Origin of the sequence: Lentzea sp. HUAS TT2 (genome assembly GCF_051853195.1) — a bacterium.
Classification (GTDB): domain Bacteria; phylum Actinomycetota; class Actinomycetes; order Mycobacteriales; family Pseudonocardiaceae; genus Lentzea.
This window is the reverse complement of the sequence record NZ_CP196667.1, coordinates 3299381-3324714: the sequence shown is the minus strand read 5'-3', so window position 1 is coordinate 3324714 and position 25334 is coordinate 3299381. Positions and strand designations below refer to the sequence as shown.

Sequence of the window (25334 nt, the reverse complement as noted above, 5' to 3'; positions counted from 1 at the left end):
GATGAGCAGCGAGAAGCCCGTCTCCCACTTCCTCGAACTCGCGCGCGGCATGGTGCCGCCGATGCACCCGGCAGGGCGCCCGTTCGTCGCCGGTGCGGCGATCGCGACCCTCCTCGTCCGGCTGCGCTTCAAGCGCCTGGGCGTCGTCCTCGCGCTGGTCACGGCGTGGGTGGCGTGGTTCTTCCGCGAGCCGAAGCGCGTGACTCCGACCCGTCCGAACCTCGCCGTGGCCCCGGCCGACGGCACCGTCTCGCACGTGGTCGACGCCGTCCCGCCCGCCGAGCTCGGCCTGGGCACCCAGCCGATGACGCGCGTCAGCGTGTTCCTCTCGGTCTTCGACGTGCACGTGCAGCGCGTGCCCGCGGACGGCGAGATCGTCCAGGTCTCGTACCACCCCGGCAAGTTCCTCTCGGCCGACCTCGACAAGGCCTCCGAGGAGAACGAGCGCAACACCGTGTGGCTGCGCACCGTCGACGGCCACGACCTCGTCGTCGTGCAGATCGCCGGCCTGGTCGCGCGCCGCATCGTGTGCGAGGTCGCCGAGGGCGAGAAGGTCACCGCGGGCCAGACGTACGGCCTGATCCGCTTCGGCTCGCGCGTGGACCTCTACGTCCCGCGTGGCAGCCGTGTCCTGGTCGAGGCCGGCCAGCGCACGATCGGCGGCGAGACCGTTCTCGCCGAACTCCCGGAGGCGTAGGTGGCACCCAGCGGGCCCGGCGTTCGCCTGCTGCCGAACGCGATCACGGTCCTGGCCATGTGCTCGGGCCTGTCCGCAGTGCACTTCGCGAACGTCGGCATGTGGGGTGCGGCCATCACCGCGATCGCGGCGGCAGCCGTGTTCGACGGCCTCGACGGCCGCATCGCCCGCCTGCTGGACGCGACGTCGAAGATGGGCGCGGAGCTCGACTCGCTGGCCGACGCCATCTCGTTCGGCGTCGCCCCCGCCCTCGCGATCTACCTCTGGAAGTTCGAGGGCAGCCGCGCCGGCTGGGTCATCGCGCTGATCTTCGCGGTCTGCATGGTGGTCCGCCTCGCCCGCTTCAACACGTTGCTGGAGAAGGAACAACCGCCGTTCGCGAAGGAGTTCTTCGTCGGCGTCCCCGCTCCCGCGGGCGGTCTGCTGCTCCTGCTCCCCTTGATCATCGAGGAGCAGGTCCGCACCGACGGCTGGTGGAACAACTCCTACGTCGTGGGCGCGTGGACCGTCGTGGTCGCGATCCTGCTGGTGTCGCGCATCCCCACGCTGTCCGTGAAGACCGTGAAGGTGCCGCCGCGCGCGGTCGCACCTCTGCTGGTCGCCGTCGGACTGCTGGCCGCCGCGGTCATCACGTATCCGTTGGTGGCGCTCATCGTCGCGATGATCGTGTACCTGGCGCACCTCCCGTACTCGGTGCGGCGGTACATGTGGCTGTCCAAGCACCCCGAGGCGTGGACCGTCACGGGTGCCGACCGCCGCGCGATCAAGCGCGCACACGGTGTCGCCGCACGCCGGCTCGGTCTGCGCCAGCCGTTGCACGGCCGCGTCGCCGGTGCGGCCATGCGCGCCGTGCGCCGTCCTCGGCGTGACGCGTCCACCGCGGCTGCCGCGGAAGGTGCGGTGCCCAGCGCCAACGGCCGCCGCCGCTCGTGGCGGCAGCTGGGACTGAGGCGCCAGCCGAAGCGCTGACCATTCGAACGAACCGCGGGCCGGACACTTCCTCGTGTCCGGCCCGCTTTTCTCTCCCGGCTCAGACGCGGACGGCCTGCGCCACGATCTGCTCCCGCGACAACACGCCCGCGTAGACGCGCACGTCGTCGATGCCGCCCTTCCAGAAGCCCTCGGTGGCACCGGGCGCGAGCCTGCCGAACTCCACAGTGGACTCCGTCGTCGCCGATCCGCCCGTGAACGGGACGCTCGTGACGTACACACCGCTGAAGTACAACCTCAGCTCGGACCTGGCCTTGTCGTGGACGGCCGTCAGGTACGTCCACTCCTGCAGTTCCAGCTCGTAGCCGGTCGCCAGGGTGGTGCCACCCGTCACGAGCTCCCACTTCCTCGAGGCACCGCCGGACCTGAGGTCGAGCAGCGAGGTGCCGTTGTGCACCAGGCTCAGGACCGTGCGGGACTTGCCGTCGCGTGCGTCGAGGTCCAGCCGCGCCCACGCGGAGATCGAGAAGGAGCGGTCCGTGCGGATGCCGGGCGACGGCGCCGAGACGTAGGCCTCGCCTTCCCGCCCCTCGGAGTCAGGTCCGTTGAACAGCAACGACGTGTCGTCCCCGTCCGTCTCCCAGACGGTGTTGCCGCCGATGGTCGCGGCCGCGCCGGTGACGTCGTCCGCGGTGGAACCGCCGGCGCCCTCGCCGAACCGGTAGTGGGCGCGGAGGCCGACCTGTCCGGCCAGCACCTTGATCTCGGCGTCGCTCAGCGTCCGCGCGTACACCTTGATCTCGTCGGCCGCACCGGGGGAACCGGTGATCTCCGCACTGTTCCAGCGGAGCCGTCCCACCAGCAGCTGCGAGGCCTGCCAGCCCTCCACCCCGGTGACCTCGCCCTGCTTGGCGCCGTCGACGTGCAGGGCGAGGATCCTCGTGGTGGCGTCGTAGGTGCCGGCCAGGTGCGTCCAGACACCGGTCTCCGCCGCGTCCCGCGAACGCGCCACGGAGAGAGCGGCCCTGTCGGCCGCCGCGGTCATGCCGAACGCCCAGCGCGCGGAGCCCGCGTCGAAGTACAGACCTGAGCTGGACGCGGTGCTGTCCGAAGTGGCCACGACGGCACGGCTGGCGTCGCCCCGGTCCACCTTCGCCCACGCCGACAGCGTGAAGTTCTTCGAGGTGTCGACCGGGGCCGCGCCGCCGAGGTGGTCCTGCGCCGCGTTCAGCCTGACGCCCTTGCCCACGTGCCCGGCAACGGCCAGGTCCGGATTCCCGTTGGGCACCAAGGCGTTCTGCCCGTTGGTGTCGGTCAGCCCACCGTCCAGCGGCCAGTGCGCGACAGGACCCCCGCCCGGCAGCACGGTGAACTCGTACAGCGGGATCTCGGAGTAGACGCCCGCCCGGTTCATCGAGCTGACGAAGAACCGGTGCGTGCCCGCGACGCGAGGCGTCCACCGGATCGTCGCGTTGCCTTCGGCGTCAGCGGGAACCTCCTTGTCGAGGAACCCTTCGTCGTTGGTGAACGAGTAGATGAACTTCACCACGTCGTCGGCCGCGTCGAGCTCGAACGTGCCCGCCACGCCGACACCGCCACCGGGCTGCGACGGCGGGTACTGGCTGGAGCTCACCTGCGGCCCGGGCGGCGCGGCATGAGCCACAGGCGCCGCAACGCCGGCCGAAACAGTCAGTGCGAGAAGAATCGCGGCCACACGAAAGCCGCGCGCCGATGTATGGCGCATCAAATTGCCCCCAGGGTCACGATCGAGCCCTCAGGCCCGATCCAGCAACACCGTGCCTGGTGCCGGACCTCCGGTCAACCGGCCTGTGAGGAACTAGAGTCGGCGGCGTGATCACGCTGACGGCTCGCCTGTCCCCGTCCGCTCTGGACACCCGGCGCGGCGTAGTCCGCCTTCACCCCGAGGTGCTGGACGCCCTGGGCCTGCGAGCCTGGGACGCCGTGAAGCTGACCGGCGCCCGCGTGAGCGCGGCCCTCGCCGCCGCGGGCGACCACCCGCCAGGCGTGGTCCTGGTGGACGACGTGACGCTCACCAACTTGGGCGTGGTCGAGGGCGCGGAGATCGTCGTGGCCCCGGTCCAGGTGACTGCGGCCCGCACGATCACCGTCGCGGGCTCCCGCCTCGCCACCACGGCGCTGACCCCTGACCACGTCCGCATGGCCCTGACCGGCAAGGTCCTCACCGTCGGCGACAACGTCTCGCTGCTCCCCCAGGACCTGGCACCGCCGCCAGGCGCGAACGTCTCGGAGACCCGCCGCAAGCTGTCCAACGCCATCGGCATGACGTGGACGAACGAACTGATCACCATCACCTCCACCGACCCGGCGGGCCCGGTGGCCGTCCAGCCGTCCAGCGTCGTGGGCTGGCGTTCGGCCTCGGCCCCCACCGCGGAAGTGACCCCGGTCGTGGTGCAGGAGAAGCACGAGGCCCTCCCCCTGACGGACCTGGTGGGCCAGCGAGACCAGGCCCGCCGCCTGACCGAATGGCTGGAACTGATGTTCCGCCAGCCGGAACTCCTCACCAAGCTGGGCGCCTCCGCCCGCCTGGCCGCCATGGTCAGCGGCCCGGAAGGCGTCGGCAAGGCGACCCTCGTCCGCGCGGTGGCCCGCTCGGTGGACGCCACCCTCGTGGAACTGGCCGCCCCGAGCATCGCCGTCCTGGAACCGGGCGCCATGGCCAAACAGCTGGGCGACGCCATCGCAGGAGTCCCGGAGAACCCCACGATCCTGCTCCTGACCGACATCGACGCCCTGCTCCCGACAGCCCCGCCCCCGGTGGCCACCGTCGTCCTGGACATCCTGCGCACGGCGATCTCCCGCCCGAACCTGGCCCTGATCGTCACCTCGGCCAGGGCGGAGTCGGTGGACGCCCGCCTGCGGTCCCCGGACCTGGTGGACCGCGAACTGACCCTCCCCCTGCCGAACACGGCAGGCCGAACAGAACTCCTGCGCGTACTCCTGCGCGACGTCCCGCTGGAGTCCGATGTGGACTTCGGCGAGGTGGCGGCCCGCACCCCGGGCTTCGTGGCGGCGGACCTCTGCGCCCTGCGCCGGGAAGCAGCAGTACGAGCAGCACTACGCCAACGCGAGAACCCAGAACCCCGCGTGGGCCAAGAAGACCTCCTGGGCGCCCTGAACACGGTCCGCCCGATCTCCATGTCGGCGTCGGACACGGTCCAGACCGGCGGCCTGAAGCTGGAAGACGTCGGCGACATGAAGGAGGTCAAGCAGGCCCTCACCGAGGCGGCCCTCTGGCCCCTGCGCTACCCGGACTCCTTCGCCCGCCTGGGCGTGGCGCCCCCGCGAGGCGTCCTGCTCTACGGCCCGCCGGGATGCGGCAAGACCTTCCTGGTCCGCGCACTGGCGGGCACGGGCCAGCTCAACGTCCTGACCGTCAAGGGCGCCGAGCTGATGGACAAGTTCGTGGGCGAGTCGGAACGAGCGGTCCGAGAACTCTTCCGCCGGGCAGCGGACGCGGCCCCCGCACTCGTCTTCCTGGACGAGGTGGACGCCCTGGCCCCGCGCAGGGGCCAGTCCTCGGACTCCGGCGTGGCAGACCGGGTGGTAGCGGCCCTGCTGACCGAACTGGACGGCGTAGAGCCCCTCCGCGACGTGGTGGTGATCGCCGCGACCAACCGCCCGGAACTGATCGACCCGGCACTGCTGCGCCCAGGCCGCCTGGAACGCCTCGTCTACGTCCCACCGCCCGACGCCGAGGCACGCACGGAAATCCTCAAGGCGTCGTCCAGGAACACCCCGCTGTCCGCAGACGTGGACCTGTCCACCCTGGCGACCGAGCTGGACATGTACTCGGCAGCGGACTGCGCGGCCCTGATCCGCGAAGCGGCACTGACGGCAATGCGGGAATCCCTGGACGCGGCAGAGGTGACACGAACCCACCTGGCAAAGGCGAGGGAAGTGGTCCGCCCGTCGTTGGACCCGGCACAGCTGGTGTCACTGGCGGCCTACGCGGCAAACCGCCGCTGACGGCAGGCAAGCCCACTCGAGCGACGCCGAAGGCGAGCAGTCTTCACCAATGCGATCCGGGTGGGGTGGCTTCGTCACCCCACCCGGCCGCACATCTGCGCAACGCCACTTCACCCAAAGCAACAGGCGTGCCATCAACCTGCGTACGGCGTGAACCCCGGCTTTTGATCAGATCGGCGGGGTCCCGGGCGGAGCCCGGCGCGTGAAACAGGAACGCGCCTACTTGTTCTTGGACGCACCCTGAAAATCATTGGTGACGATCAAAATGATCCCAGCGGCAGCTGACTGGATCCCGTCGAACCGAGGCTCGACCCGGGCCCGCAGCACCGAAGCCAGCTCCTTCGCAGAAGCCTCTTCCTCAGTCCCAGGCCGGAAGTACACGGTGGTCGTCGGAATGGTCCCGGACGAGTAGTTGCCGGTCCCGGCAACAGTCCACCCGTTGGCCGTGACCTCGTCAGAAGCCTTGGCGGCCAACCCGGTGATGGTCGAGTTGTTGTAGATCCGGACCGGAGCCTTGGCCACCCCGGGCTGGGTGACGGGCGGAGGCGGCACAACCGAGGTGGTAGGCGCCGAAGGTGTGGAAGCCGGAGGCTGAGTGGTGGAGGCAGGAGCCTCCGAAGACGGAGTCGAGGCAGGCGGCTGCTCAGAGGTGGCCGACGCCGGCGGCGCGGTGGACGACCCCTCGGCGACGGGAGGTGTGTCGGAGCCGCCGCCGAACAGGCTGACAACACCGATCACCAACGCGACAGCGGCGACGCCGAGCAGGGCGAAGCCGGCGGCCTTGGCCGGACGGGACGGGCTTGCGGACTCGGGGGAGGTCATCAGTCCTCGGTGCTCCTGGCGCGGGCGCGAACCCTTTGGCGGCCTGTCCGGACGCCGCGCAACCGCTTGACGAGCATCGGATCGGCGGCCAGAGCGGCTTCGGATTCCACGAGCGCGTTGAGCAGCTGGTAGTAGCGGGTCGCGGACATGTCGAACAGTTCCCTGATGGCCTGTTCCTTGGATCCCGAGTACTTCCACCACTGACGCTCGAACGCGAGCATCGTGCGTTCGCGGCTGGTCAGCCCGTCAGCGGAGGTGAGCGTCTCGGCGTGATCCATCTGGCTCCCCACGGTCGCCACACCATCTCAGGTGCGGGCAATTCAATCACGTGATCGTTCCAACGTACCGCGCGACACCGACAGTTTTGGACCGCATAAAGTTCAGCCATGGCCGTCCATCGCATCCGCATCGCCGGCGACCCCGTGCTCCACAACCCGACGCGCGAGGTCACCGAGTTCGACACCGAGCTGAAGACGCTCGTCGACGACATGTTCGAGACGATGGCAGCTGCTCGTGGTGTCGGGCTCGCGGCCAACCAGATCGGCTTCGACCTGCGGGTCTTCGTCTACGACTGCCCGGATGACGATGGTGTCCAGCACCGCGGCGTGATCGTGAACCCCACGCTGGAGACGTCCGAGATCCCGGAGACCATGCCGGACCCGGACGACGACTTCGAGGGCTGCCTGAGCGTGCCGGGCGAGGCGTACCCGACCGGACGCGCCCATTGGGCGAAGGTGACCGGCGTGGGCCTCGACGGGGAGCCGTTCGAGGCCGAGGGCACCGGCTTCTTCGCCCGCTGTCTGCAGCACGAGACCGACCACCTCAACGGCTACCTCTACACCGACCGCCTCATCGGCCGGTACAAGAAGGAGGCCAAGCGGATGCTGCGCGACAACGAGTGGAACGTGCCGGGACTCTCGTGGGACCCGAACGACCCCGCGAACTTCGACGAGGACGAGGACTAAGGCCGGAGCACCGCCTCCACCTGCTTCAGCTCGTCCACGCTCAACGCACCGAACTCCAGCGCGCGGGCGTTCTCCTCGACCTGGGCCACCGTCCGGACACCCGGGATCGGAACCAGGCGGGGAGAACGCGCCCAGAACCACGCCAGCGCCCCCTGCACCAGCGTCCGCCCGCCGGACGTCAGCACGTCCCGAACAGCCTCACGAGCCTCGAAGTACTCCGGTGACGGCCGCCCGTCCACGAAGAACCGCAGCCAGGACGGGTTCGTGACGCGCACGTCGTCCTCCGGCAGCGCACCGAACGTCTCCCGGGCCAGCAACCCCATCGCCAACGGCCGGCGGCACAGCACCGCGTACTCCCCCGCGTACATCTCGGGGTTGTCGAACAGCAGGTTGATGTCGGCCTGCGCCGCGACCCCGTGCTCCCCTTCGCAGAAGAACCGCGCCCGCTCGACGTCGTCCGTGCTCCACCCGTAGCCCCGGATCTTGCCCGCGGCCACCAGCGCCTCGCACTCGTCCCGCAGCAGCGCCGCCTCCTCCAGCCCCAGCCCGCCGACGTGCAGCTGGTACAGGTCGATCCGGTCGGTCCCGAGCCGCCGCAACGACGCCTCGACCGCACCGCGCAGGTACGCGACCGACCCCTCGTCCCCGGTCATCCGCCGAGCCGCCGCGTCGAACCCGCAGCCCCACTTGGTGGCGATCACCACCTGGTCACGCATGCCCGCAAACGCTTGCCCGACCAGCGTCTCCGCGTGCCCGCACCCGTAGACGTCCGCGGTGTCGAACAGCGTCACACCCAGCTCCACGGCCCGCCGCAACGCCCGCACCGACTCACCGTCGTCGGCGGGCCCCCAGCCGACCGGCGACCCGTCCGGGCCGGAGAACGGCCCGCCCATCGCCCACGTGCCGAATCCCAGCTTCCCCAGTTCCAAGGTCATGGCACCACCGAACATCCTGGAGCGCGCTCCAGGTCAAGAAACGAGTTGCGACCACCCTCACCATCGAGACATGCCAATCGAAAACATCGTCGCCTTCGTGGCGGCCTCGTTCCTCATCGCACTGTCGCCCGGACCTGGCACGGCCATGGTCCTGCGACAGTCGGTGCACGGGCGAAAAGCCGCGCTGGCGACGGTGTTCGGCATGGAGGTCGGCGTGGCCTGCTGGGCGGTCGCGGCCGCACTGGGCCTGTCGGTCCTGCTCACGGCCTCGGAGATCGCCTACCACGGGCTCCGCGTCGCGGGCGCCGTCTTCCTGATCTACCTGGGCGTCAAGGCCCTGATCAGCAAGAGCCTGCCGGGCGCCGAACCGCCACCGCCCAGCCACGCGTTCCGCAGCGGCCTGATCGTGAACCTGGCCAACCCGAAGCTCGGCGTGTTCGCGATCTCGTTCCTACCGCAGTTCGTGCCTGCCGGGGAGGCCGGCCAGGGGGTTCTGCTCTTCCTCGCCGTCGGGTGGGTCCTCATCGACACCGTCTGGTACCTGGTCATCGTGTCGATCCTGCACACGATCAGGGGCTGGCTGAGCAGGCCGCGGGTCCGTCCCGCGCTCGAGAAGCTGTCGGGCGGCGTGCTGCTGGCGCTCGGAGTCAGGCTGGTACTCGACCCGCGTTGAGATCGGGTTGCCCCGGCGCCAGAACAGCTCGGGCAACCCGGCCAGCTCGCCGAAGGTGTGGCAGGCGGCCATCGACGCGTAGCCGCCGGCCAGCACGTGCGCGCGGATCCGGTCCAGACGACCGAACTCGATCACCTCACCGGCGATCAGGAACGGCAGCACGAGCTGCCAGGCCTGCACGACGGCCGGACGACGCCGGTGGGGTGCGCGCAGGGCCGCGCGGGCGACCCGGAGCAGGTGCTCGTTCGCGCTCATCGTGTACGGGTGCGCCGAGTGGTCCCAGTTCCACCGGCGTTCCTCGGTGACCGCGCACCGCACGCACTCGACCGGCCCGGTGCCCAGTTCGGCACCACAGCGTGAGCACGCCAGCAGCGTCATCGCCCAGTCGACGCACGTCCACGGGTACTGGCCGACGTCCGCGGAGGTCACCAGTTCGGCCAGTTCCCGGTCCGCCAGCTGGGACGACGTCCGCAGGGCCTCCCAGTCCGAGAGCCAGAACTGGTCGAGCAGTTCCGCGCAGAAGCCGCAGTCGGGGTAACCGCGACCTGCGAGTTCACCGCAGGAAGGGCATGCCGAGACCACGGCGGGACGCTGGCCGCGTCGCGCGCCGGGCGGGAACGGCTGGTGATCAGCCACGGGGAAGAGATTAGGGGCAAACGACGCCCTTGGCAGCTACGGCGCGCTCTGACTATGGTCGGTTCTCGACAACTCAACACAACGCGGGAGCTCGCGCCTGAGCGGGCTGAGAGGGTGACTGGCAGTAGTGCCGGTGTCACCGACCGCCTGAACCTGACCGGGTAATGCCGGCGTAGGGAGGAATGTCGTGACGGCACTTGACGACCGTTCGGTCAAGCCCAGTGTGACCACTGGCCCGATCTCTGGCTCTCGCAAGGTGTACCGCGATGGTGTGCCTTTCCGCAGGGTGGAACTGACCAACGGTGAACATGTCGATCTGTACGACACTTCCGGTCCGTATACCGACGACAACGCGACCATCGACGTCCACAGTGGACTCCCTGACCTGAGGTCGGGGTGGATCGCCGCACGGGAACCGATCAACGGAGCTGTCAGCCAGCTCGCGTACGCGAAGGCCGGGATCATCACCCCGGAGATGCGCTACATCGCGACGCGGGAGAACCTCGACGCGGAGTTCGTCCGCAACGAGGTGGCCATCGGACGTGCGGTCATCCCGTTGAACCGCAAGCACCCCGAGGCCGAGCCGATGATCATCGGCAAGAAGTTCCTCGTCAAGATCAACGCCAACATCGGCAACTCCGCCGTGTCGTCGTCGATCGAGGACGAGGTCGACAAGATGGTGTGGGCGTCCCGCTGGGGTGCCGACACGATCATGGACCTGTCCACCGGCAAGCGGATCCACGAGACGCGCGAGTGGATCCTGCGCAACTCGCCGGTCCCGATCGGCACCGTGCCGATCTACCAGGCGCTGGAGAAGGTCAACGGCGATCCGGCCGCGCTGTCGTGGGAGGTCTACCGCGACACCGTGATCGAGCAGGCCGAGCAGGGCGTCGACTACATGACCGTGCACGCGGGCGTGCTGCTGCGGTACGTGCCGATGACGGCCAAGCGCGTCACCGGCATCGTCTCGCGCGGCGGGGCGATCATGGCCGGGTGGTGCCTCGCGCACCACAAGGAGAGCTTCCTCTACACGCACTTCGAGGAGCTCTGCGACATCCTGCGGACCTACGACATCACGTTCTCGCTGGGCGACGGGCTGCGGCCGGGTTCCATCGCGGACGCCAACGACGAGGCGCAGTTCGCCGAGCTCAGGACCCTGGGCGAGCTCACGCACATCGCGCGGGCCAAGGACGTCCAGGTGATGATCGAGGGCCCCGGCCACGTGCCGATGCACAAGATCGCCGAGAACGTCCGGCTCGAGGAGGAGTGGTGCGGTGAGGCGCCGTTCTACACCCTCGGGCCGCTGGCCACGGACATCGCGCCGGCGTACGACCACATCACGTCCGCGATCGGCGCGGCGCAGATCGGCTGGCTGGGCACCGCGATGCTCTGCTACGTCACGCCGAAGGAGCACCTCGGCCTGCCGAACCGCGACGACGTGAAGACCGGCGTGATCACGTACAAGATCGCGGCGCACAGCGCGGACCTCGCCAAGGGCCACCCCGGCGTCCAGGACTGGGACGACGCGTTGTCCAAGGCGCGCTTCGAGTTCCGCTGGGAGGACCAGTTCAACCTGTCGCTCGACCCGGACACCGCGCGCTCGTTCCACGACGAGACGCTCCCCGCGGAACCGGCGAAGACGGCGCACTTCTGCTCGATGTGCGGGCCGAAGTTCTGCTCCATGAAGATCACGCAGGACGTGCGGCGCTACGCCGAGGAACGCGGACTGTCCACAGTGGAGGCGATCGAGGCGGGCATGGCGGAGAAGTCCGGCGAGTTCGCCGACACGGGCAACAAGGTCTACCTCCCCGTCGTGGAGACTTCGTGACCTCGGCACCACCCAGGGTCCTCACCATCGCCGGAAGCGATTCCGGTGGTGGTGCGGGCATCCAGGCCGACCTCCGCACGCTCTTCGCGTGCGGGGTGCACGGCTGCGTGGCGCTGACGGCCGTGACGGTCCAGAACTCCCTGGGCGTCACGGGCGTCTCCGAGATCCCGGCGGACGTCGTCGCGGCGCAGATCATCTCGGTGGCCGAGGACATCGGCGTGCAGGCCGCGAAGACCGGCATGCTCGCGTCCGCGGTGATCATCGAGGCGATCACGCCGGCTCTGGACCGCGTCGGCATCGGACGGGGCAGGACGCCGTTCGTCGTCGACCCGGTCTCGGCGTCCATGCACGGCAACCAACTGCTCGCCGACAACGCCCTGGACGCGTTGCGGGGCCTGCTGTTCCCGCGCGCGACGCTGGTGACGCCGAACCTCGACGAGGTGCGGCTGATCACCGGCATCGCGGTGAAGGACCGCGCGGACCAGCGCGTGGCGGCGGAGGCGTTGCACGCCATGGGGCCGGAGTGGGTGCTCGTGAAGGGCGGCCACATGTGGGACGACCCGGAGTGCCTCGACCTGCTCTACGACGGGCGGGAGTTCATCGAACTGCCCGGACCTCGTTACGACACCGAGCACACGCACGGCAGTGGCGACACTCTCGCGTCGTCGATCAGTTCTGCTCTGTCGAAGGGTGCGTCGGTGCCGGAGGCAGTGCGGTTCGGCAAGGACTTCATCGTGAAGTCGGTGGCGGCGGCCTATCCGTTGGGCGGTGGCGTCGGCCCGGTCTCGCCGTTCTGGAGGCTCGACGGCTAGCGGCGAAAACCGCTGGAGTACACGCACGTGGATGGCGTGCACACCAAGGTGAAGGCGGCCAAGGGCACGCCGTTCGAACGCGACTTCGACGGCGAGATCACCTCGCTGGAGCCGTACGCGCCGGCCTCCCAGGGCGGCGACCCGGAGACGTTCTTCTGGCGCCACCGCTGGGAGCTCAGCGAGACGGCGGACGGCACGCTGCTGGTGAACGTCGAGAGCTTCACCGGCACGATGGCCGAGGGCGTGCCGGCGCAGACCCGTGAGGTGGTGACGGCGGAGTTCGACGCCTTCAACCAGGCGCTACTGCGAGTCCTCGTCGAGGCACAGGCAGAAGGGGTGTCCGGCGGGGTCTAGCAGCACCCGGACGTTCGGCTGCGGCTGGATGTCGGCGAGAACGGCTCCCAGCGACACCGCCTCGGCGACGGCCGATTCCAGGTCACCGACCTGGAAGTCGAAGTGCATCATCGGGCGCTGCCGTCCGTCGACCGGCGGCCAGACCGGCGCCCGATAGCCGTCCGCGCGCTGGAACACGAAGAACGGCCCGTTCGGGGACGCGGCGACGATCGCGGTGTCCGGCTCCTCGTGGCCGAGGTGCCAGCCCAGGAGTTCCGCGTAGAACCTCGCGAGGGCACCGGGGTCGGGCGCCTCGATCGAGGTGCCCCACCACATGCCCGCGGTCCGGGACTTCACGCGCTACTTCGACTCCTCGCCGACCAGCGTCTCCAGCGCGTCCAGAGCGCCCACCAGGGCCGAGATGTGCTCCGGTGTCAGCTGTTCGATCCGCCGCTGCAGCTCGCGCACCCGCGCGGACCGCACGCCGGACACCATCGTCTCGCCCTCGGGTGTGGGGGTGGCGAGCCAGGCGCGGCCGTCCTGCGGGTCGGGCTCGCGCTTCACGTAACCGGCCTCCACCAGCGCGGCGACGATGCGGGACAGCGTCGGGGGTGCCACGCCCTCCTTGTTCGCGAGGTCGCCTAGGCGCATGGGGCCGCAGCGAGCCAGCGTGGCCAGCGCGGAGACCGCGCCGGGGCCGAGTCCGGGGGAACCGGTGCGTCGCAGCAACCGGGCCAGCCGGCCGATCGCCAGGTACAGGCGCGCGGTCGCGTCCTCGACCTCGGCGTCAATGGGGGCCGTCACGGCTTGTCGTCCTCCTCGGCGGGATTCAGGTAGTTGTCAATCATCCCCCAACACGTGAGCACCCACGGTAGCGACCTCAGAGTCCCGGCGAAGACGCTTGGGCCCAAAAGCGTTGTGGAATTCGTCCGGCCAGGCGGGCCAGCCGTCCTCCCTCGACCGCACAACGCATGGCGGCGCCCATCCGTTCCGGGTCCTGCGCCCGTGTGACGGCGGTCGCCAGAAGCACCGCTGAGCAGCCGAGTTCCATCGCCAGCGCCGCGTCGGAGGCCGTGCCGATGCCCGCGTCGAGCACCACTGGAACAGATGCCCTGGAAGTGATCAGCTCGATGTTGTGCGGGTTGCGGATGCCCAGGCCGGTACCGATGGGAGAGCCCAACGGCATGACCGTCGCACAACCGATGTCCTGGAGCTTCAACGCGAGCACCGGGTCGTCGTTGGTGTAGGGCAGGACCACGAAGCCGTCGCGGACCAGCCGTTCCGCCGCGTCGAGCAGCTCGACCGGGTCCGGCAGCAGGGTCTCCTCGTCGTGGACGACCTCGAGCTTGACCCAGTTCGTCTCCAGCGCCTCCCGCGCCAGCTGCGCGGTCAGCACGGCCTCCGCGGACGTGCGGCAGCCCGCGGTGTTCGGCAGCACCTCGATTCCAAGGCGCCGCAACAACTCCAGAACGCCGGTCTGACCTTGAGCATCCACCCGGCGCATCGCCACGGTGGTCAGCTCGGTGCCGGACGCGACCAGGGCCCGTTCCAGCACCGAGAGGTTCGCGGCACCGCCGGTGCCGGTGATGAGCCTGGACCGGAACTCCCGGCCCGCGATGATCAGCGGATCGTCCACGTCAGCCTCCCTGGACCGCGGTCAGCACCTCGACGACGCCGCCGTCCGGCACGATCGTCCTGTCCCACAACGCCCTCGGCACCACGGCGCCGTCCAGCGCCACGGCCACGCCCTTGTCGGGTGCGCCCACCAGCGTCACCACCGCGGCCACCGACGTGCCCTCGCTCAAGTCACGGGAGGTCCCGTTCACCTGTGCCTTCACGAACTTCCTCCCTTGGCGTCGCGACTGGCAGCCTTCGCCCCGTGTTCGGCGGTCAGACGGGTGCGTCGTGGTGCCGGCCCCACGTCCTCATCCTGGTTGGCTGTGGGCGTGGGGCCGGTGCCGCGAGGCGACCTGCTGAGCGTCGAACACGCGGTGGAGGTTGCCGGTCGCGACGCCAGCAGCTCGACCACGAGGCGAGCGGTGTGCGGGGCGAGCAGGAGCCCGTTGCGGTGGTGGCCGGTCGCGGCGATCACGCCGGACTCCAGCCAGCGCACGACCGGGACGTTGTCCGGGCTGCCCGCGCGGAACCCGACGGCGGCCTCGGTGAGCGCGTACTCGGCGATGCCGGGCAGCACGGTTTCCGCGTCCCGCAACAGGTCCCGCACGCCCGCGACGGACACGTCGGTGTCGAACCCCGCCTCGTACTGGGTCGCGCCGACGACCAGGCCGTCGTCGCGGGGCACCAGGTACACCGGACGACCCGACACCAGTGCGCGGATCGTGTGCTTGGGTGGCGGCAAAGCGCCGGGGCGATGGGAAAGTCGCAGGATCTCGCCCTTGACCGGCCGGATCGAGCGCAGCGCGGGATGCAGCGTCCCGCTCCACGCCCCGGCCGCGATCACCGTGACTCGTCCCTCCACTGAGGACACGACACCGGCGTCCAGACAAGCCTTCCACAGTGCGGAAAGCAGCACGCGGTTGTCGACGGCGAGGTCCCCCGGCGCGTACACGCCACCACGCACCGCCGGGCCCAGCGAGGGTTCCAGAGCCCGGATCTCCCGCGAGGTCAGCAACTCCCCGGCATGGCGAAGATCGGCGAGATCGCCGGGCTGCGTTCCCACGGCCAGCGTCCCCGCGGTGAACAGCGGAACGCCCAGCGACTCGGCGAACGCGGGCCACATCGCCAGGGCCTCGACACCCTGCTCCACCACGGCTTCCTCGCCGGGCCACGCCTCCGTCAACGGCGCGAGCATGCCGCCCGCGACCCGTGAACCGGCGTGCGGCGAACCGTCGTCGAACACGGAGACGGAGAACCCGGCTCGTGCCGCGGCAAGCGCCACGGACAGCCCGATGACACCGCCCCCTCGGACGGCCACTTCCACACTGCTCAAGGCATTCACGCTCCCTGCGCCGGCATGACCCGGATCAGGTTCGACGGTCGGAGCGAACCACGCTCCCTCTCAGCCCGGTGTTCTCCAGGCTCCCGTGCGGACCGACTTCAACATAACGGTTAACGTGCGTACGTGCCAGGACTCGACGGAAACCTGATCAGGCAACGACTCGCCGACGCGACGCTCTACCTCTGCACGCCGAACCGGCCTGATCTGGCCGAGTTCGCGGACGCGGCACTCGCGGGCGGCGTCGACATCATCCAGCTGCGGGACAAGTCACTGGAGGCGAAGCAGGAGATCGAGGCGATCGAGGTCCTCGCCGAGGCCACCGAACGCCACGGGAGGCTCCTCGCCGTCAACGACCGCGCGGACATCGCCCACGCCGTGCGGGCGGACGTGCTGCACCTCGGCCAGGACGACCTGCCCGTCCCGCTCGCCCGCAGGATCATCGGCGACGAAGTGGTGATCGGCCGCTCCACCCACGACGTCGACCAGATGACCGCGGCGACGACGGAACCCGGCGTGGACTACTTCTGCACCGGCCCCTGCTGGCCGACGCCGACCAAGCCGGGTCGCCCGGCACCGGGACTGGACCTCGTCCGAGCCACGAAGACCGAGCGCGTGTGGTTCGCCATCGGCGGCATCGACCTCACCAACCTCCACGAGGTCAAGGCGGCCGGCGCCACGCGGGTGGTCGCCGTCCGGGCCATCACCGACGCCGAGGACCCCCGCAAGGCCGCCGAGTCGTTCAAATCTGAACTTACTAGTTGAAATTTGAACTAACAGGCGTACTCTCGAAGACGTGAGCGCACCTGTGCTGTACCTGAGCCACGGGGCTCCCCCGCTGGCTGACGACGAGACGTGGACCAGAGAGCTCAAGGACTGGTCCGCCACCCTCCCGCGCCCGGAGGCCGTGCTCATGGTCTCCGCGCACTGGGAGGAGGCGCCGACGACCATCGGTGCGACGACGACCGTGCCGCTGGTCTACGACTTCTGGGGCTTCCCTCAGCGGTACTACGAGGTCAAGTACGAGGCTCCCGGCGCACCGGAGCTCGCCGACGACGTCCGCAAGCTCCTCGGCGGTCACGTCGAGCAGGACCCCGCCCGTGGCCTCGACCACGGCGCCTACGTGCCGTTGAAGGAGATGTTCCCGGACGCCGACGTGCCGGTGCTGCAGATGTCGATGCCCACGCTCGACCCGCGTGAGCTGCACGAGATCGGCCGCAAGCTCGCGCCGCTGCGGGACAAGAACGTCCTGATCGTCGGCAGCGGGTTCATGACCCACAACCTGAGCTGCGTGAACTTCCCCGCCGGACCGGACTACGAGCCGCCGGCGTGGTCGAAGGAGTTCGACGACTGGGCGCACCAGCAGCTCGTGAACGGCGACGTGGACGCGTTGCTCGACTTCCAGCAGAAGGCTCCGGCGGCGGGGATCGCACATCCGAGGACTGAGCACTTCGCGCCGTTGTTCGTGGCGCTCGGCGCTGCCAGCGACGAGAAGGCCCGCTCCAGCGTCGACGGCTTCTGGTACGGGCTCTCGAAGCGGTCCGTGCAGTTCAGCTAGCCGCCCCTTCGAGGAACAGCGTGGCCAGCCGCCGCGCGATCGCGGGCGTCCCCGACCGGACGCCCCCGCTCGCCATCAGCAGCAGCACCACGTCGTCGACCGAGAAGTCGGCCCGCAGCCGTCCCGTCGCCTTCGCCCGCCGGATCAGCTCGGCAAGCGAACGGAACGACGTCTCGCGCACCGAGGAGAAGTCGATCGCCCTGGGGTAGGCGCTCGTGAACGCCGCCGCGAACCCGCGGTCGAGCACGTGCAGCCGGCACACCTCCTCCACGGTCCGGCAGAACCCCTGCCAGGCGTCCGGGTGCGCCAGCCCTTCGTCGACCGCGGCCGTGCAGGCCGCCATCTGCTCCGAGAACGCCTCCACCACGAGCGCCTCCTTGGTCGGGAAGCGGCGGTAGAGGGTCGCCGGGCCGACCCCGGCGCGGCGGGCGAGCTCGCGCATCGGCACGTCCAGCCCCTCCGAGGCGAACGCCTCGCGCGCGACCGCCATGATCCGGTCGCGGTTGTCCTGGGCGTCCGAACGCAGGTTGTGAGTCAGATTCGCCGTCACCGTCTCAGTTTCGGCTAAGTGGACGCCCTGTTCCACTAATTTCGCCGCCATGCGAGCACTCCAGTTCTCCGAGTACGGCCCGGCCGACGTGCTGCACGTGGGCGAGGCCGCCGAACCGCACGCGGGCCCCGGTCAGATCCGCATCGCCGTGCGCGCCTCCGGTGTCACGCCCGCGGACGCCATGCTGCGCGCCGGACGGTTCGGGCAGCGGCTGTCTCTTCCGCACATCCCCGGCGTGGACGCGGCAGGCGTCGTCGACGAGGTCGGTGAGGACGTGGGCGACGTCCGGGTTGGCGACGAGGTCTTCGGCATGGTCGATCTGACACTGCTCGGGGGTGCCGGTGCCGAGTACGCGGTGCTGGCCGCGTGGGCGCCCAAGCCCGCGGCGCTGAGCTGGAAACAGGCCGGCGGCGCGGCGGCGAACGTCGAAACCGCCACCAGGACGCTGGACCTGCTCGATGTCCGCGAGGGCACGACCTTGCTGGTGGCAGGGGCCGCGGGCGGGGTCGGGACCGTCGCGGTCCAGCTGGCGGTCGCACGGGGTGCGCGGGTGATCGGCACGGCCGGGCCGGCGAGCCAGGACCTCGTGGCCGCGCTGGGGGCGACACCCGTTGTGTACGGCGAGGGCCTCGCGGACCGGGTCGGCCCCGGCGTCGACGCGGTGCTGCACTGCGCGGGCACCGTGCCCGACCTCGTCTCGATCGCGGGCTCACCGGACCGCGTGGTGACGATCGCGGACCTGTCCGGAGCCCACGGGGTCCGGCTGTCCCACACGGCAGGTGGCCCCGACGCCGACCCCCAGGCGCTGCACGGCCTCGTCACCGCGGCGAAGCTCGCCGAACAGGGCGCCTTCACCGTTCCGCTCGCCGGGGTCTTCCCGCTGTCCGAGGCCGCCGCCGCGCACCGGCTCAGCGAGACCGGCCACGCCCACGGCAAGATCGTGCTCATCAACTGAGAAAACGCGAAAGCGCTGCGACACCGAAGTGCCGCAGCGCTTTCACAGACAGAGCAGATCTAGCCGCGCGTGAGGGTCAGGCCGTAGCGCGACAGGATCGGGTTCACCGGCTGGAAGTACGTGGTGCCGCCGGTCGAGCAGTTGCCGGAACCACCGGACGTCACACCCTGGGCCTGGCCGAAGCCGGAGCCCGCCACCCACGAACCACCCGAGTCGCCACCCTCGGCGCAGGCGTTGGTGCGGGTGAGGCCGCGCACGGTGCCCTGCGGGTAGTTCACGGTCTGGTTGAACGCCTGGACGGTGCCGCAGCGCCATCCGGTCGTCGAACCGGAACGGCAGATCTGCGAGCCGACGGCCGCCTGGGTGGAACCCTTGACGACGACGTTCGAGCCGCTGCGGTTCACCCACGGACGCGGGGTCCAGTTCGCGTTGGTGCGCACCCAGGCGTAGTCGTTGCCGGGGAACACCGAGCCCGCGAACGTGCCCTGGGCGACGCGGTTGGAGCCGGACACGGCAGTGCCCGTGGTGCCGCAGTGGCCGGCGGTGACGTAGCCACCGGTCACGGAGAAGCCGAGCGAGCAGCGGCCGCCGCCCATGTAGATGGCCTCACCGCCGCGCAGGTCGTACAGCGGGGTCGGGCTCTCGGTCACCTCGGCGACCTGGACCGAACCGCTGATGGACTTCGCGGTCGCGATCCACTTGTCCGCGGCCGCGTCGCGCACGTTCTTGTTGACCTCGACGACGACGCTGTTCGACTTCTCGTCGACGCGCCAGCTGGTGATCGCCGCGGGGGCGGTCATGAGGTCGAGGACCGACTTCGTCCCGTTGAGCTGGGTGAGCGAGTTCTTCACGACCTGGGTGTCCGCGCCGGTCACAGAGAGTCCCGACTTGGTCACCCCGACCGTCAGTCTGCCGCTCGCCTGGTCGATCCACGCTCCGCCGAACGCGTCTCCCAGAGAGGACTTCGACTGCTCCGCGATCTCGCTCGACCTCTGGTCAGAGGCCAATCGGACGCGGGCCTGGTCAGCGTTCAGGCCCAAATCACGCTGGACCGCTTGGAGCAACTCTGCCGAGTAGCTCTCCGTATCGGAACCGGTTGGGGCGACCGGTGCGGCAGGGGCGCCAAACGCCGGTACGCTGAGAGCAGTCACGACTCCGGTGGCGAGAACAACGGCACCGGTTACACGGGCCGCACTCGTGCGGTTCATCAGACGTCTCCCTCACTTTCGGGTGCAGGGGTACCCGAGAGATCGGTTGCAGGGACCTCTCTCGGGGGCTCTAGGGGGACGGGTGGTGGGGCGGCGGCAGGGGTCGCCCCACCCCTCCCGTCCACAGTTGCCTCTCGAATCCGGTGCAGGCGTCGACTCCTCCACCGCGGGCGCAGGGCTCAAGCGGACGTGCCACGAGCCTCATTGCGCCTCCTCCCGGTCTCTTTCGGACCGAATCCTTACGCCCGTTCGAGTGAAGTTGCGGGCCTCTTGGCTATGACGCCCCGCCTCGAACGTGAACGAAGTGTGTCACAGCTCACGACAGATCAACTGCGCTGCGTAGCCTTTGACAGTTAACTGTCGCTCAACGTAGTGACGTGATCACCGAATGGGGTCGGTGGTGGACGGGGGCGCCGAGCTGTCCGTCGGCTGTCGGGAATCTGTCGTCGTGGTCGTGGGCGCGGTCGTCGTGGTGCTCGGCGAAGACGACTGACCGGACGTGCTCGGAGGCACCGTCTCGGTGATCGTTTCGGTCTTCGTGGTCTCGGTGTGAGTCTCGGTCTGGGTGCTTGTGGACGGTTTGCCCGGATCGGCGGTGACGGGTTTGCCGGTGACGAGCTGGACGCTGGTGGCAGTGAGCACGGTCACAGCGAAAACGAGCAGGCCGCCGACCGCGATCACCTGCCAGCGCTTCTCGCGTTCCATCGACCGCTGGTAGAACGCAGCGCCCAAAGTGGTCACGAGGCTCGCCAGAACCGCACCCACGATGGTGCCGACGAGGTTGAGGCGAAGGCTCAGCACGGCCGCTGTGGCGGCGGCGAGCACACTCGCGATGAGCTTGACGGGGGTGATCTTCTCCTTCTCAGACATGACACACGTAGGACGTTGGGCACAGTTCACCGGTTGTGCCCCGGTGACGTGCATCATCGACACATGCGCCTGGTGACTCTCGAAGACGTCCACGCGGCCGCCGCCGCGATCGCCCCGCATGTCGTCCACACCCCGTTGCTGCCCTTCGACTCCCGCCTGTGGATCAAGCCGGAGTCGCTGCAGCCGATCGGTGCGTTCAAGCAGCGCGGCGCGGTGAACGCGTTGTCCCGCATACCTTCCGAGGACAGGGAGCGCGGTGTCGTGGCGTACTCGAGCGGTAACCACGCGCAGGCGGTCGCCTACGCCGCCAAGATCCTCGGCATGCCGGCCGCGATCGTCGTGCCGAACAACACGCCACAGCTCAAGATCGACGCGACGCGGGCGCACGGCGCCGAGGTCTTCGTCGTCGGCATCACCGAACGCGAGTCGCGCGCCTACGAGCTCGTGGAGGAGCGGAAGGCGACGCTGATCCCGCCGTTCGACCACGCCGACGTGATCGCCGGCCAGGGCACCATCGGCCTGGAGATCTGCGCGGATCTTCCCGACGTGGCAACGGTCCTGGTGCCGGTGAGCGGCGGCGGACTGATCTCCGGTGTCGCGGCGGCGGTGAAGTCGTTGCGTCCCAACGTTCGCGTGATCGGCGTAGAGCCGGAACTGGCCGGTGACACCGCCGCGTCGTTCGCCGCCGGCGAGCTGGTCCACTGGGACGCGCACGACCGCGCCCGCACCCTCGCGGACGGCCTGCGCGCCGAGCCCTCCGAACTGACGTGGGCGCACATCCGCGAGTACGTGGACGACGTCGTGACCGTCTCCGAGGACGAGATCCGGGACGCGGTGCGGCAGATCGCCCGCCGCACGCGGGTCGTGTCCGAGACGAGCGGTGCCGTGGCCGTCGCCGCGCACCTGAACCGCGATCTGCCGGCCGGACCGGCCGTCGCGATCGTCTCCGGCGGCAACATCGAGCCTGCCCTGCTCGCGTCGATCCTCGGATGATCGCGCTCCCAGACATCCGTTCGGCAGCGTCGGTGATCGCCCCGCACGTGGTGCGCACGCCGCTGCTGCCGTTCGGTCCTGGATGGATCAAGCCGGAGAACCTGCAGCCGATCGGCGCGTTCAAGCTCCGCGGCGCGCTGAACGCGTTGGCACGCCTGGAGAACCGCGCCAACGGCGTGGTCGCCTACTCCAGCGGCAACCACGCGCAGGCCGTGGCGTTCGCGGCACGGCTGCACGGCGTACCGGCCGCGATCGTGATGCCGGACAACACCCCGGCGGTCAAGATCGAGGCCACGAAGGCGCTGGGGGCCGAGGTCTTCATCGTCGGCATCACCGAACGCGTCGAGCGCGCGAACGCCCTGGTCGCCGAACGCGGCGCGGCGCTGATCCCGCCGTTCGGCGTGCGCCGGGCAGGGCACGATCGGCCTGGAGATCCTCGAGGACCTGCCGGACGTCGAGGCCGTCGTGGTGCCGATGTCCGGCGGCGGGCTGATCTCCGGCGTGGCCACGGCGATCAAGCCGCGCCCCGACGTCCGCGTGATCGGCGCGGAGCCCGAACTGGCCGCCGACATCGCGGAATCAAAGCGGGCGAACTCGAGGGCTCAGACGGCCGCTGACGCGTTGAAGGCGCTGGGGGCCGAGGTCTTCATCGTCGGCATCACCGAACGCGTCGAGCGCGCGAACGCCCTGGTCGCCGAACGCGGCGCGGCGCTGATCCCGCCGTTCGACCATCCCGACGTGATCGCCGGGCAGGGCACGATCGGCCTGGAGATCCTCGAGGACCTGCCGGACGTCGAGGCCGTCGTGGTGCCGATGTCCGGCGGCGGGCTGATCTCCGGCGTGGCCACGGCGATCAAGTCGCTGCGCCCCGACGTCCGCGTGATCGGCGCGGAGCCCGAACTGGCCGCCGACATCGCGGAATCGCTCAAAGCGGGCGAACTGGTGCGCTGGGACCCCCTGAAACGGGCTCAGACGGCCGCTGACGCGTTGAGGGACGAACCTTCGGCACTCACGTGGGCTCACATCAGCAAGTACGTGGACGACGTGATCACGGTGTCAGAGGACGAGATCCTGAAAGCGGTGGCCGGCCTGGCCCGCCGGGCGCGGCTGGTCGCCGAGCCGAGCGGTGCCGTCGCGGTGGCGGCTCAGGCCAAGCTCGGAGGCGGTGTCGCCATCGTGTCCGGCGGCAACGTGGACCCGGCGCTACTGGTGCGCCTTCTCGCCACCTGACCGGATGTGCGTCGGCGGCCCCTCGACCCCGCAGTGCAGGCACTCGCCGGGATGCGGGGCCTCCTGCTGGTCCGGGGCCGCGGACAGCACCCCGTTGTCGACCCCGATCGCCAGCAGCCCGCCGATGATCGCCGCCGCCGCGCACAGCACCAGCGCCATCTGGAACCCCGAGGTCATGACCGACGGGTTCGTGTAGTCCTCGCCCATCAGGCCGACCGCGGCGGGCAGCACGGCCATCGCGAGCAGGCTGCCGGTGCGGGCCACGGCGTTGTTCACGCCGGACGCGACACCCGCGTGGTGGTCGGGCGCCGAGGCCAGCACGGTCGCCGTCACCGGGGCGACCACGATCGCGAGACCGACGCCGAACAGCACCACGCCCGGCAGCACGCCGGTCACGTACGAGGCGCCGGGCACGGCGTTGCGCAGCAGCAACATGCCCAGGCCGACCAGGACCGGGCCGATGATCAGCTGCAACCGGGGCCCGTAGCGCTGGGCGAGCCTGCCGGACGTCGAGGACGCCAGCAGCATGATGATCGTGAGCGGCACGCTGGCCAGGCCCGAGGCCGTCGGCGAGTATCCGAGCGAGATCTGCAGCTGCAGCACGAGCAGCACCATCACGCCGCCGAGCGCCGCGTAGACCAGGAACGTCAGCACGTTGGACACCAGGAACGTCCGGTTGCGGAACAGCTCCGGCGGCACCAACGGGTCGGCCGACCGCTTCTGGACGAGCCCGAACGCGATCATCGCGGCCACACCGGCGGCCGCCAGCACGTACGACTGCTCGACGAGCCCGCCCGTCAGCAACGCCAGTCCGACGGCTCCGACCAGCGCGGACAGGTAGTTCGGGTGCCCTGCCGACTCGTCGCGCGACTCCGGCACGAACCGCAGCGCGAGGAACACGCAGAGCGCGGCCACCGGCAGGTTCACCAGGAACGCGAGCCTCCACGACCAGGCCTGCACCAGCAACCCGCCGACGAGCGGCCCGACGGCGGTCGCCACACCGGAGAGCCCTGACCACGCGCCGATCGCGCGGGAGCGGTCCTCCCGGTTGAACGACGACTGCAGGATCGCGAGCGCTCCCGGCGTCAGCAACGCCGCGCCCACACCCTGCAGCACACGTGCCGCGACCAGCACCGGAACGCTCCACGCAGCACCGCACAGCAGCGACGCGACGCCGAACCAGATCACGCCGATCACGTAGACCCGGCGCCGCCCGAACCTGTCGCCGAGCGAGCCGGCGATCAGGATCAGCGAGGCCAGCGCGAGCAGGTACCCGTTCAGGATCCACTGCAGGTCCGTGACCGACGCGCTGAACTCCGCGCCGATCCGGGGCAACGCCACGTTGACGATGGTCCCGTCGAGCATCGCCATGCCCGAGCCGAGGATCGTCGTCGTCAGCACCCAGCGGGCGCGTGGCGTGCCCCAGGCGATCAAGACGGCCTGTTCAGGGTGGCGACGAACTTGTAGCGGTCACCGCGGTAGACCGACCGGACCCACTCGATCGGATTGCCCTCGGTGTCGAACGAGTGCCGCGACAGCAGCAGCATCGGCAGACCGATGTCGGCGCCGAGCAGCTCCGCCTCCTCCGGCGAGGCGAGCGCGGTCTCGATCGTCTCCTCCGCGTGTCCCATCTCGACACCGAACCGCTCGGACAGCACCTGGTACAGCGACGCTCCAGGCGCCAGGTACCGGCGCAGCCCGCGGAAGCGGCCCAGCGCGAGGTGGGTCGTCTCGATCGCCATCGGCTCGTTGTCGGCGAGCCGCAGGCGGTGCAGACGCAGGACCTTGGCACCGGGACGCACGCCCAGATAGCGGGCGAGCTCAGCCTCCGCCGGCATCTCCGAAGCCTCGATCAGCTTCGACGACGGCACGCGTCCCTGGGCCCGCATGTCCTCTGTGTACGAAGACAGCTGCAACCTCTGGGCGACTTTGGGTTCCGCCGCAAAGGTGCCCTTGCCCTGCACACGGAGCAGGCGGCCTTCCACCGTCAGCTCGGCGAGCGCCTGGCGAACGGTCGTCCTGGAGACGTCGAACTCCGCTGCCAGCGACCGTTCCGTGGGGATCGGCGAACCAGGCGGCAGTGCCCTCAACAGGTCGAGCAGGTGCCGCTTGAGACCCCAGTACTTCGGTTCGCGTTGCGCACGCGTCCTGGCGTCCACGCCTGATGCAGGCGTCGTCTCCAGCATGGCCTCCTCCTCGCACTCCATGTCACGCATCACAAGGATGCCTTGTCCTTGTCGATTCGTGCGTCCGAACCCCCGACATCCGCCCCGAAATTCGTCCGATGACTTCGCAACGTCTTGGCAACGCGCTTGACAGACGCGGTGACGCAGCACACGCTGTTCCGCATTGGTCTACACCACTTGGACGTTCCG

The 25334-nt window shown here is 69.9% G+C and carries 27 protein-coding genes, 1 pseudogene and 2 riboswitches; of the genes and pseudogenes, 14 read left to right on the top strand and 14 right to left on the bottom strand.

Annotation, left to right across the window (positions count from 1 at the left end; genetic code table 11):
• Position 1: 1 nt before the first annotated feature.
• Positions 2-697 carry a phosphatidylserine decarboxylase gene (locus ACSHWB_RS16745; RefSeq protein ID WP_439662944.1) on the top strand — a complete coding sequence of 232 codons (696 nt, stop codon included), beginning with the start codon at positions 2-4 and terminating at the stop codon, positions 695-697.
• Entirely contained in the window at positions 698-1666 is a 969-nt protein-coding gene (gene pssA / locus ACSHWB_RS16740) for a CDP-diacylglycerol--serine O-phosphatidyltransferase (RefSeq protein WP_439662943.1), read from the top strand.
• Between the two features lie 61 nt (positions 1667-1727).
• Here the strand turns inward: pssA and ACSHWB_RS16735 are convergent, their stop codons facing one another.
• On the bottom strand, positions 1728-3260 hold the full coding sequence (locus ACSHWB_RS16735; RefSeq protein WP_439662942.1) for a LamG domain-containing protein: 1533 nt from the start codon (positions 3258-3260) through the stop codon (positions 1728-1730).
• Between the two features lie 218 nt (positions 3261-3478).
• Here ACSHWB_RS16735 and ACSHWB_RS16730 point away from each other — a divergent pair, with 218 nt between their 5' ends.
• Positions 3479-5635, top strand: coding sequence for an AAA family ATPase (locus ACSHWB_RS16730; protein WP_439662941.1), 2157 nt, complete (start codon positions 3479-3481; stop codon positions 5633-5635).
• Between the two features lie 219 nt (positions 5636-5854).
• Here ACSHWB_RS16730 and ACSHWB_RS16725 read toward each other — a convergent pair whose 3' ends face one another.
• Positions 5855-6457, bottom strand: a complete 603-nt coding sequence (locus ACSHWB_RS16725) for a LytR C-terminal domain-containing protein (RefSeq protein ID WP_439662940.1) — start codon at positions 6455-6457, stop codon at positions 5855-5857.
• Positions 6457-6735, bottom strand: coding sequence for a DUF3263 domain-containing protein (locus tag ACSHWB_RS16720; RefSeq protein ID WP_089910320.1), 279 nt, complete (start codon positions 6733-6735; stop codon positions 6457-6459). The genes ACSHWB_RS16725 and ACSHWB_RS16720 overlap by 1 nt, the downstream gene beginning before the upstream one ends.
• 108 nt (positions 6736-6843) lie before the next feature.
• On the opposite strand from ACSHWB_RS16720, the gene ACSHWB_RS16715 reads away from it, so the two are divergent.
• Positions 6844-7422: a peptide deformylase gene (locus tag ACSHWB_RS16715; RefSeq protein WP_439662939.1), complete on the top strand. Its 579-nt coding sequence runs from the start codon at positions 6844-6846 to the stop codon at positions 7420-7422.
• Here the strand turns inward: ACSHWB_RS16715 and ACSHWB_RS16710 are convergent.
• Positions 7419-8357 carry an aldo/keto reductase gene (locus ACSHWB_RS16710; protein ID WP_439662938.1) on the bottom strand — a complete coding sequence of 313 codons (939 nt, stop codon included), beginning with the start codon at positions 8355-8357 and terminating at the stop codon, positions 7419-7421. The genes ACSHWB_RS16715 and ACSHWB_RS16710 overlap by 4 nt on opposite strands.
• Positions 8358-8427: 70 nt before the next feature.
• Here ACSHWB_RS16710 and ACSHWB_RS16705 point away from each other — a divergent pair, with 70 nt between their 5' ends.
• The 4 genes from ACSHWB_RS16705 (at position 8428) to ACSHWB_RS16690 (ending at position 12660) form a co-directional block, all read left to right on the top strand.
• The gene (locus ACSHWB_RS16705) at positions 8428-9030 is read left to right on the top strand and encodes a LysE family translocator (protein ID WP_439662937.1); all 603 of its coding nucleotides are present in this window, start codon (positions 8428-8430) and stop codon (positions 9028-9030) included.
• A 709-nt stretch (positions 9031-9739) separates the two neighbouring features.
• Positions 9740-9864: riboswitch (TPP riboswitch) on the top strand.
• A complete protein-coding gene (thiC, locus tag ACSHWB_RS16700; RefSeq protein WP_439662936.1) occupies positions 9854-11494 on the top strand; it encodes a phosphomethylpyrimidine synthase ThiC in 1641 nt (546 codons plus the stop codon). (Overlaps the previous riboswitch by 11 nt.)
• Positions 11491-12306 (top strand): bifunctional hydroxymethylpyrimidine kinase/phosphomethylpyrimidine kinase, encoded by an 816-nt coding sequence (gene thiD / locus ACSHWB_RS16695; protein WP_439662935.1) that lies wholly within the window; start codon positions 11491-11493, stop codon positions 12304-12306. The genes thiC and thiD overlap by 4 nt, the downstream gene beginning before the upstream one ends.
• Before the next feature lie 36 nt (positions 12307-12342).
• On the top strand, positions 12343-12660 hold the full coding sequence (locus ACSHWB_RS16690) for a hypothetical protein (protein WP_439662934.1): 318 nt from the start codon (positions 12343-12345) through the stop codon (positions 12658-12660).
• Here ACSHWB_RS16690 and ACSHWB_RS16685 read toward each other — a convergent pair.
• The 5 genes from ACSHWB_RS16685 to thiO form a co-directional block, all read right to left on the bottom strand.
• Positions 12607-12996 (bottom strand): VOC family protein, encoded by a 390-nt coding sequence (locus ACSHWB_RS16685; RefSeq protein ID WP_439662933.1) that lies wholly within the window; start codon positions 12994-12996, stop codon positions 12607-12609. The two genes, ACSHWB_RS16690 and ACSHWB_RS16685, sit on opposite strands and share 54 nt — an antisense overlap.
• A 3-nt stretch (positions 12997-12999) precedes the next feature.
• On the bottom strand, positions 13000-13443 hold the full coding sequence (locus ACSHWB_RS16680; protein WP_245821941.1) for a MarR family winged helix-turn-helix transcriptional regulator: 444 nt from the start codon (positions 13441-13443) through the stop codon (positions 13000-13002).
• A gap of 76 nt (positions 13444-13519) precedes the next feature.
• A complete protein-coding gene (locus tag ACSHWB_RS16675; protein ID WP_439662932.1) occupies positions 13520-14275 on the bottom strand; it encodes a thiazole synthase in 756 nt (251 codons plus the stop codon).
• A gap of 1 nt (position 14276) precedes the next feature.
• Complete coding sequence (thiS, locus tag ACSHWB_RS16670) at positions 14277-14477, bottom strand: sulfur carrier protein ThiS (protein ID WP_439662931.1); 201 nt, start codon at positions 14475-14477, stop codon at positions 14277-14279.
• Positions 14474-15580 carry a glycine oxidase ThiO gene (gene thiO / locus ACSHWB_RS16665; protein WP_439664613.1) on the bottom strand — a complete coding sequence of 369 codons (1107 nt, stop codon included), beginning with the start codon at positions 15578-15580 and terminating at the stop codon, positions 14474-14476. Before thiO ends, thiS begins: the two co-directional genes overlap by 4 nt.
• A gap of 3 nt (positions 15581-15583) precedes the next feature.
• Positions 15584-15695: riboswitch (TPP riboswitch) on the bottom strand.
• A gap of 26 nt (positions 15696-15721) precedes the next feature.
• Here thiO and thiE point away from each other — a divergent pair.
• Together thiE and ACSHWB_RS16655 are read left to right on the top strand one after the other, a co-directional pair.
• Positions 15722-16360, top strand: coding sequence for a thiamine phosphate synthase (gene thiE / locus ACSHWB_RS16660; protein WP_439662930.1), 639 nt, complete (start codon positions 15722-15724; stop codon positions 16358-16360).
• A 31-nt stretch (positions 16361-16391) separates the two neighbouring features.
• Entirely contained in the window at positions 16392-17153 is a 762-nt protein-coding gene (locus ACSHWB_RS16655) for a dioxygenase family protein (RefSeq protein WP_439662929.1), read from the top strand.
• Here the strand turns inward: ACSHWB_RS16655 and ACSHWB_RS16650 are convergent.
• Positions 17146-17703: a TetR/AcrR family transcriptional regulator gene (locus ACSHWB_RS16650; protein ID WP_439662928.1), complete on the bottom strand. Its 558-nt coding sequence runs from the start codon at positions 17701-17703 to the stop codon at positions 17146-17148. The two genes, ACSHWB_RS16655 and ACSHWB_RS16650, sit on opposite strands and share 8 nt — an antisense overlap.
• A gap of 49 nt (positions 17704-17752) precedes the next feature.
• Between ACSHWB_RS16650 and ACSHWB_RS16645 the strand changes: the two genes are divergently transcribed.
• Positions 17753-18658, top strand: coding sequence for an NADP-dependent oxidoreductase (locus ACSHWB_RS16645; protein WP_439662927.1), 906 nt, complete (start codon positions 17753-17755; stop codon positions 18656-18658).
• Positions 18659-18717: 59 nt separating this feature from the next.
• On the opposite strand, the gene ACSHWB_RS16640 is transcribed toward ACSHWB_RS16645, so the two are convergent.
• Both ACSHWB_RS16640 and ACSHWB_RS16635 read right to left on the bottom strand, forming a co-directional pair.
• Positions 18718-19665, bottom strand: coding sequence for a S1 family peptidase (locus ACSHWB_RS16640; RefSeq protein WP_439662926.1), 948 nt, complete (start codon positions 19663-19665; stop codon positions 18718-18720).
• Positions 19666-20247: 582 nt separating this feature from the next.
• Positions 20248-20736: a hypothetical protein gene (locus ACSHWB_RS16635; protein WP_439662925.1), complete on the bottom strand. Its 489-nt coding sequence runs from the start codon at positions 20734-20736 to the stop codon at positions 20248-20250.
• A 63-nt stretch (positions 20737-20799) separates the two neighbouring features.
• Here ACSHWB_RS16635 and ACSHWB_RS16630 point away from each other — a divergent pair, with 63 nt between their 5' ends.
• The 3 genes and pseudogenes from ACSHWB_RS16630 (at position 20800) to ACSHWB_RS16620 (ending at position 22959) form a co-directional block, all read left to right on the top strand.
• Complete coding sequence (locus ACSHWB_RS16630; RefSeq protein ID WP_439662924.1) at positions 20800-21729, top strand: threonine ammonia-lyase; 930 nt, start codon at positions 20800-20802, stop codon at positions 21727-21729.
• Positions 21726-22070: pseudogene (locus tag ACSHWB_RS16625) on the top strand (pyridoxal-phosphate dependent enzyme); the annotation flags it as partial. The gene ACSHWB_RS16630 and the pseudogene ACSHWB_RS16625, both read left to right, overlap by 4 nt.
• A gap of 79 nt (positions 22071-22149) precedes the next feature.
• Entirely contained in the window at positions 22150-22959 is an 810-nt protein-coding gene (locus ACSHWB_RS16620) for a pyridoxal-phosphate dependent enzyme (RefSeq protein ID WP_439664612.1), read from the top strand.
• On the opposite strand, the gene ACSHWB_RS16615 is transcribed toward ACSHWB_RS16620, so the two are convergent.
• Positions 22933-24393: an MFS transporter gene (locus tag ACSHWB_RS16615; RefSeq protein ID WP_439662923.1), complete on the bottom strand. Its 1461-nt coding sequence runs from the start codon at positions 24391-24393 to the stop codon at positions 22933-22935. The genes ACSHWB_RS16620 and ACSHWB_RS16615 overlap by 27 nt on opposite strands.
• Positions 24390-25145, bottom strand: a complete 756-nt coding sequence (locus ACSHWB_RS16610; protein ID WP_030480591.1) for a GntR family transcriptional regulator — start codon at positions 25143-25145, stop codon at positions 24390-24392. Before ACSHWB_RS16610 ends, ACSHWB_RS16615 begins: the two co-directional genes overlap by 4 nt.
• Between the last annotated feature and the right edge of the window lie 189 nt (positions 25146-25334).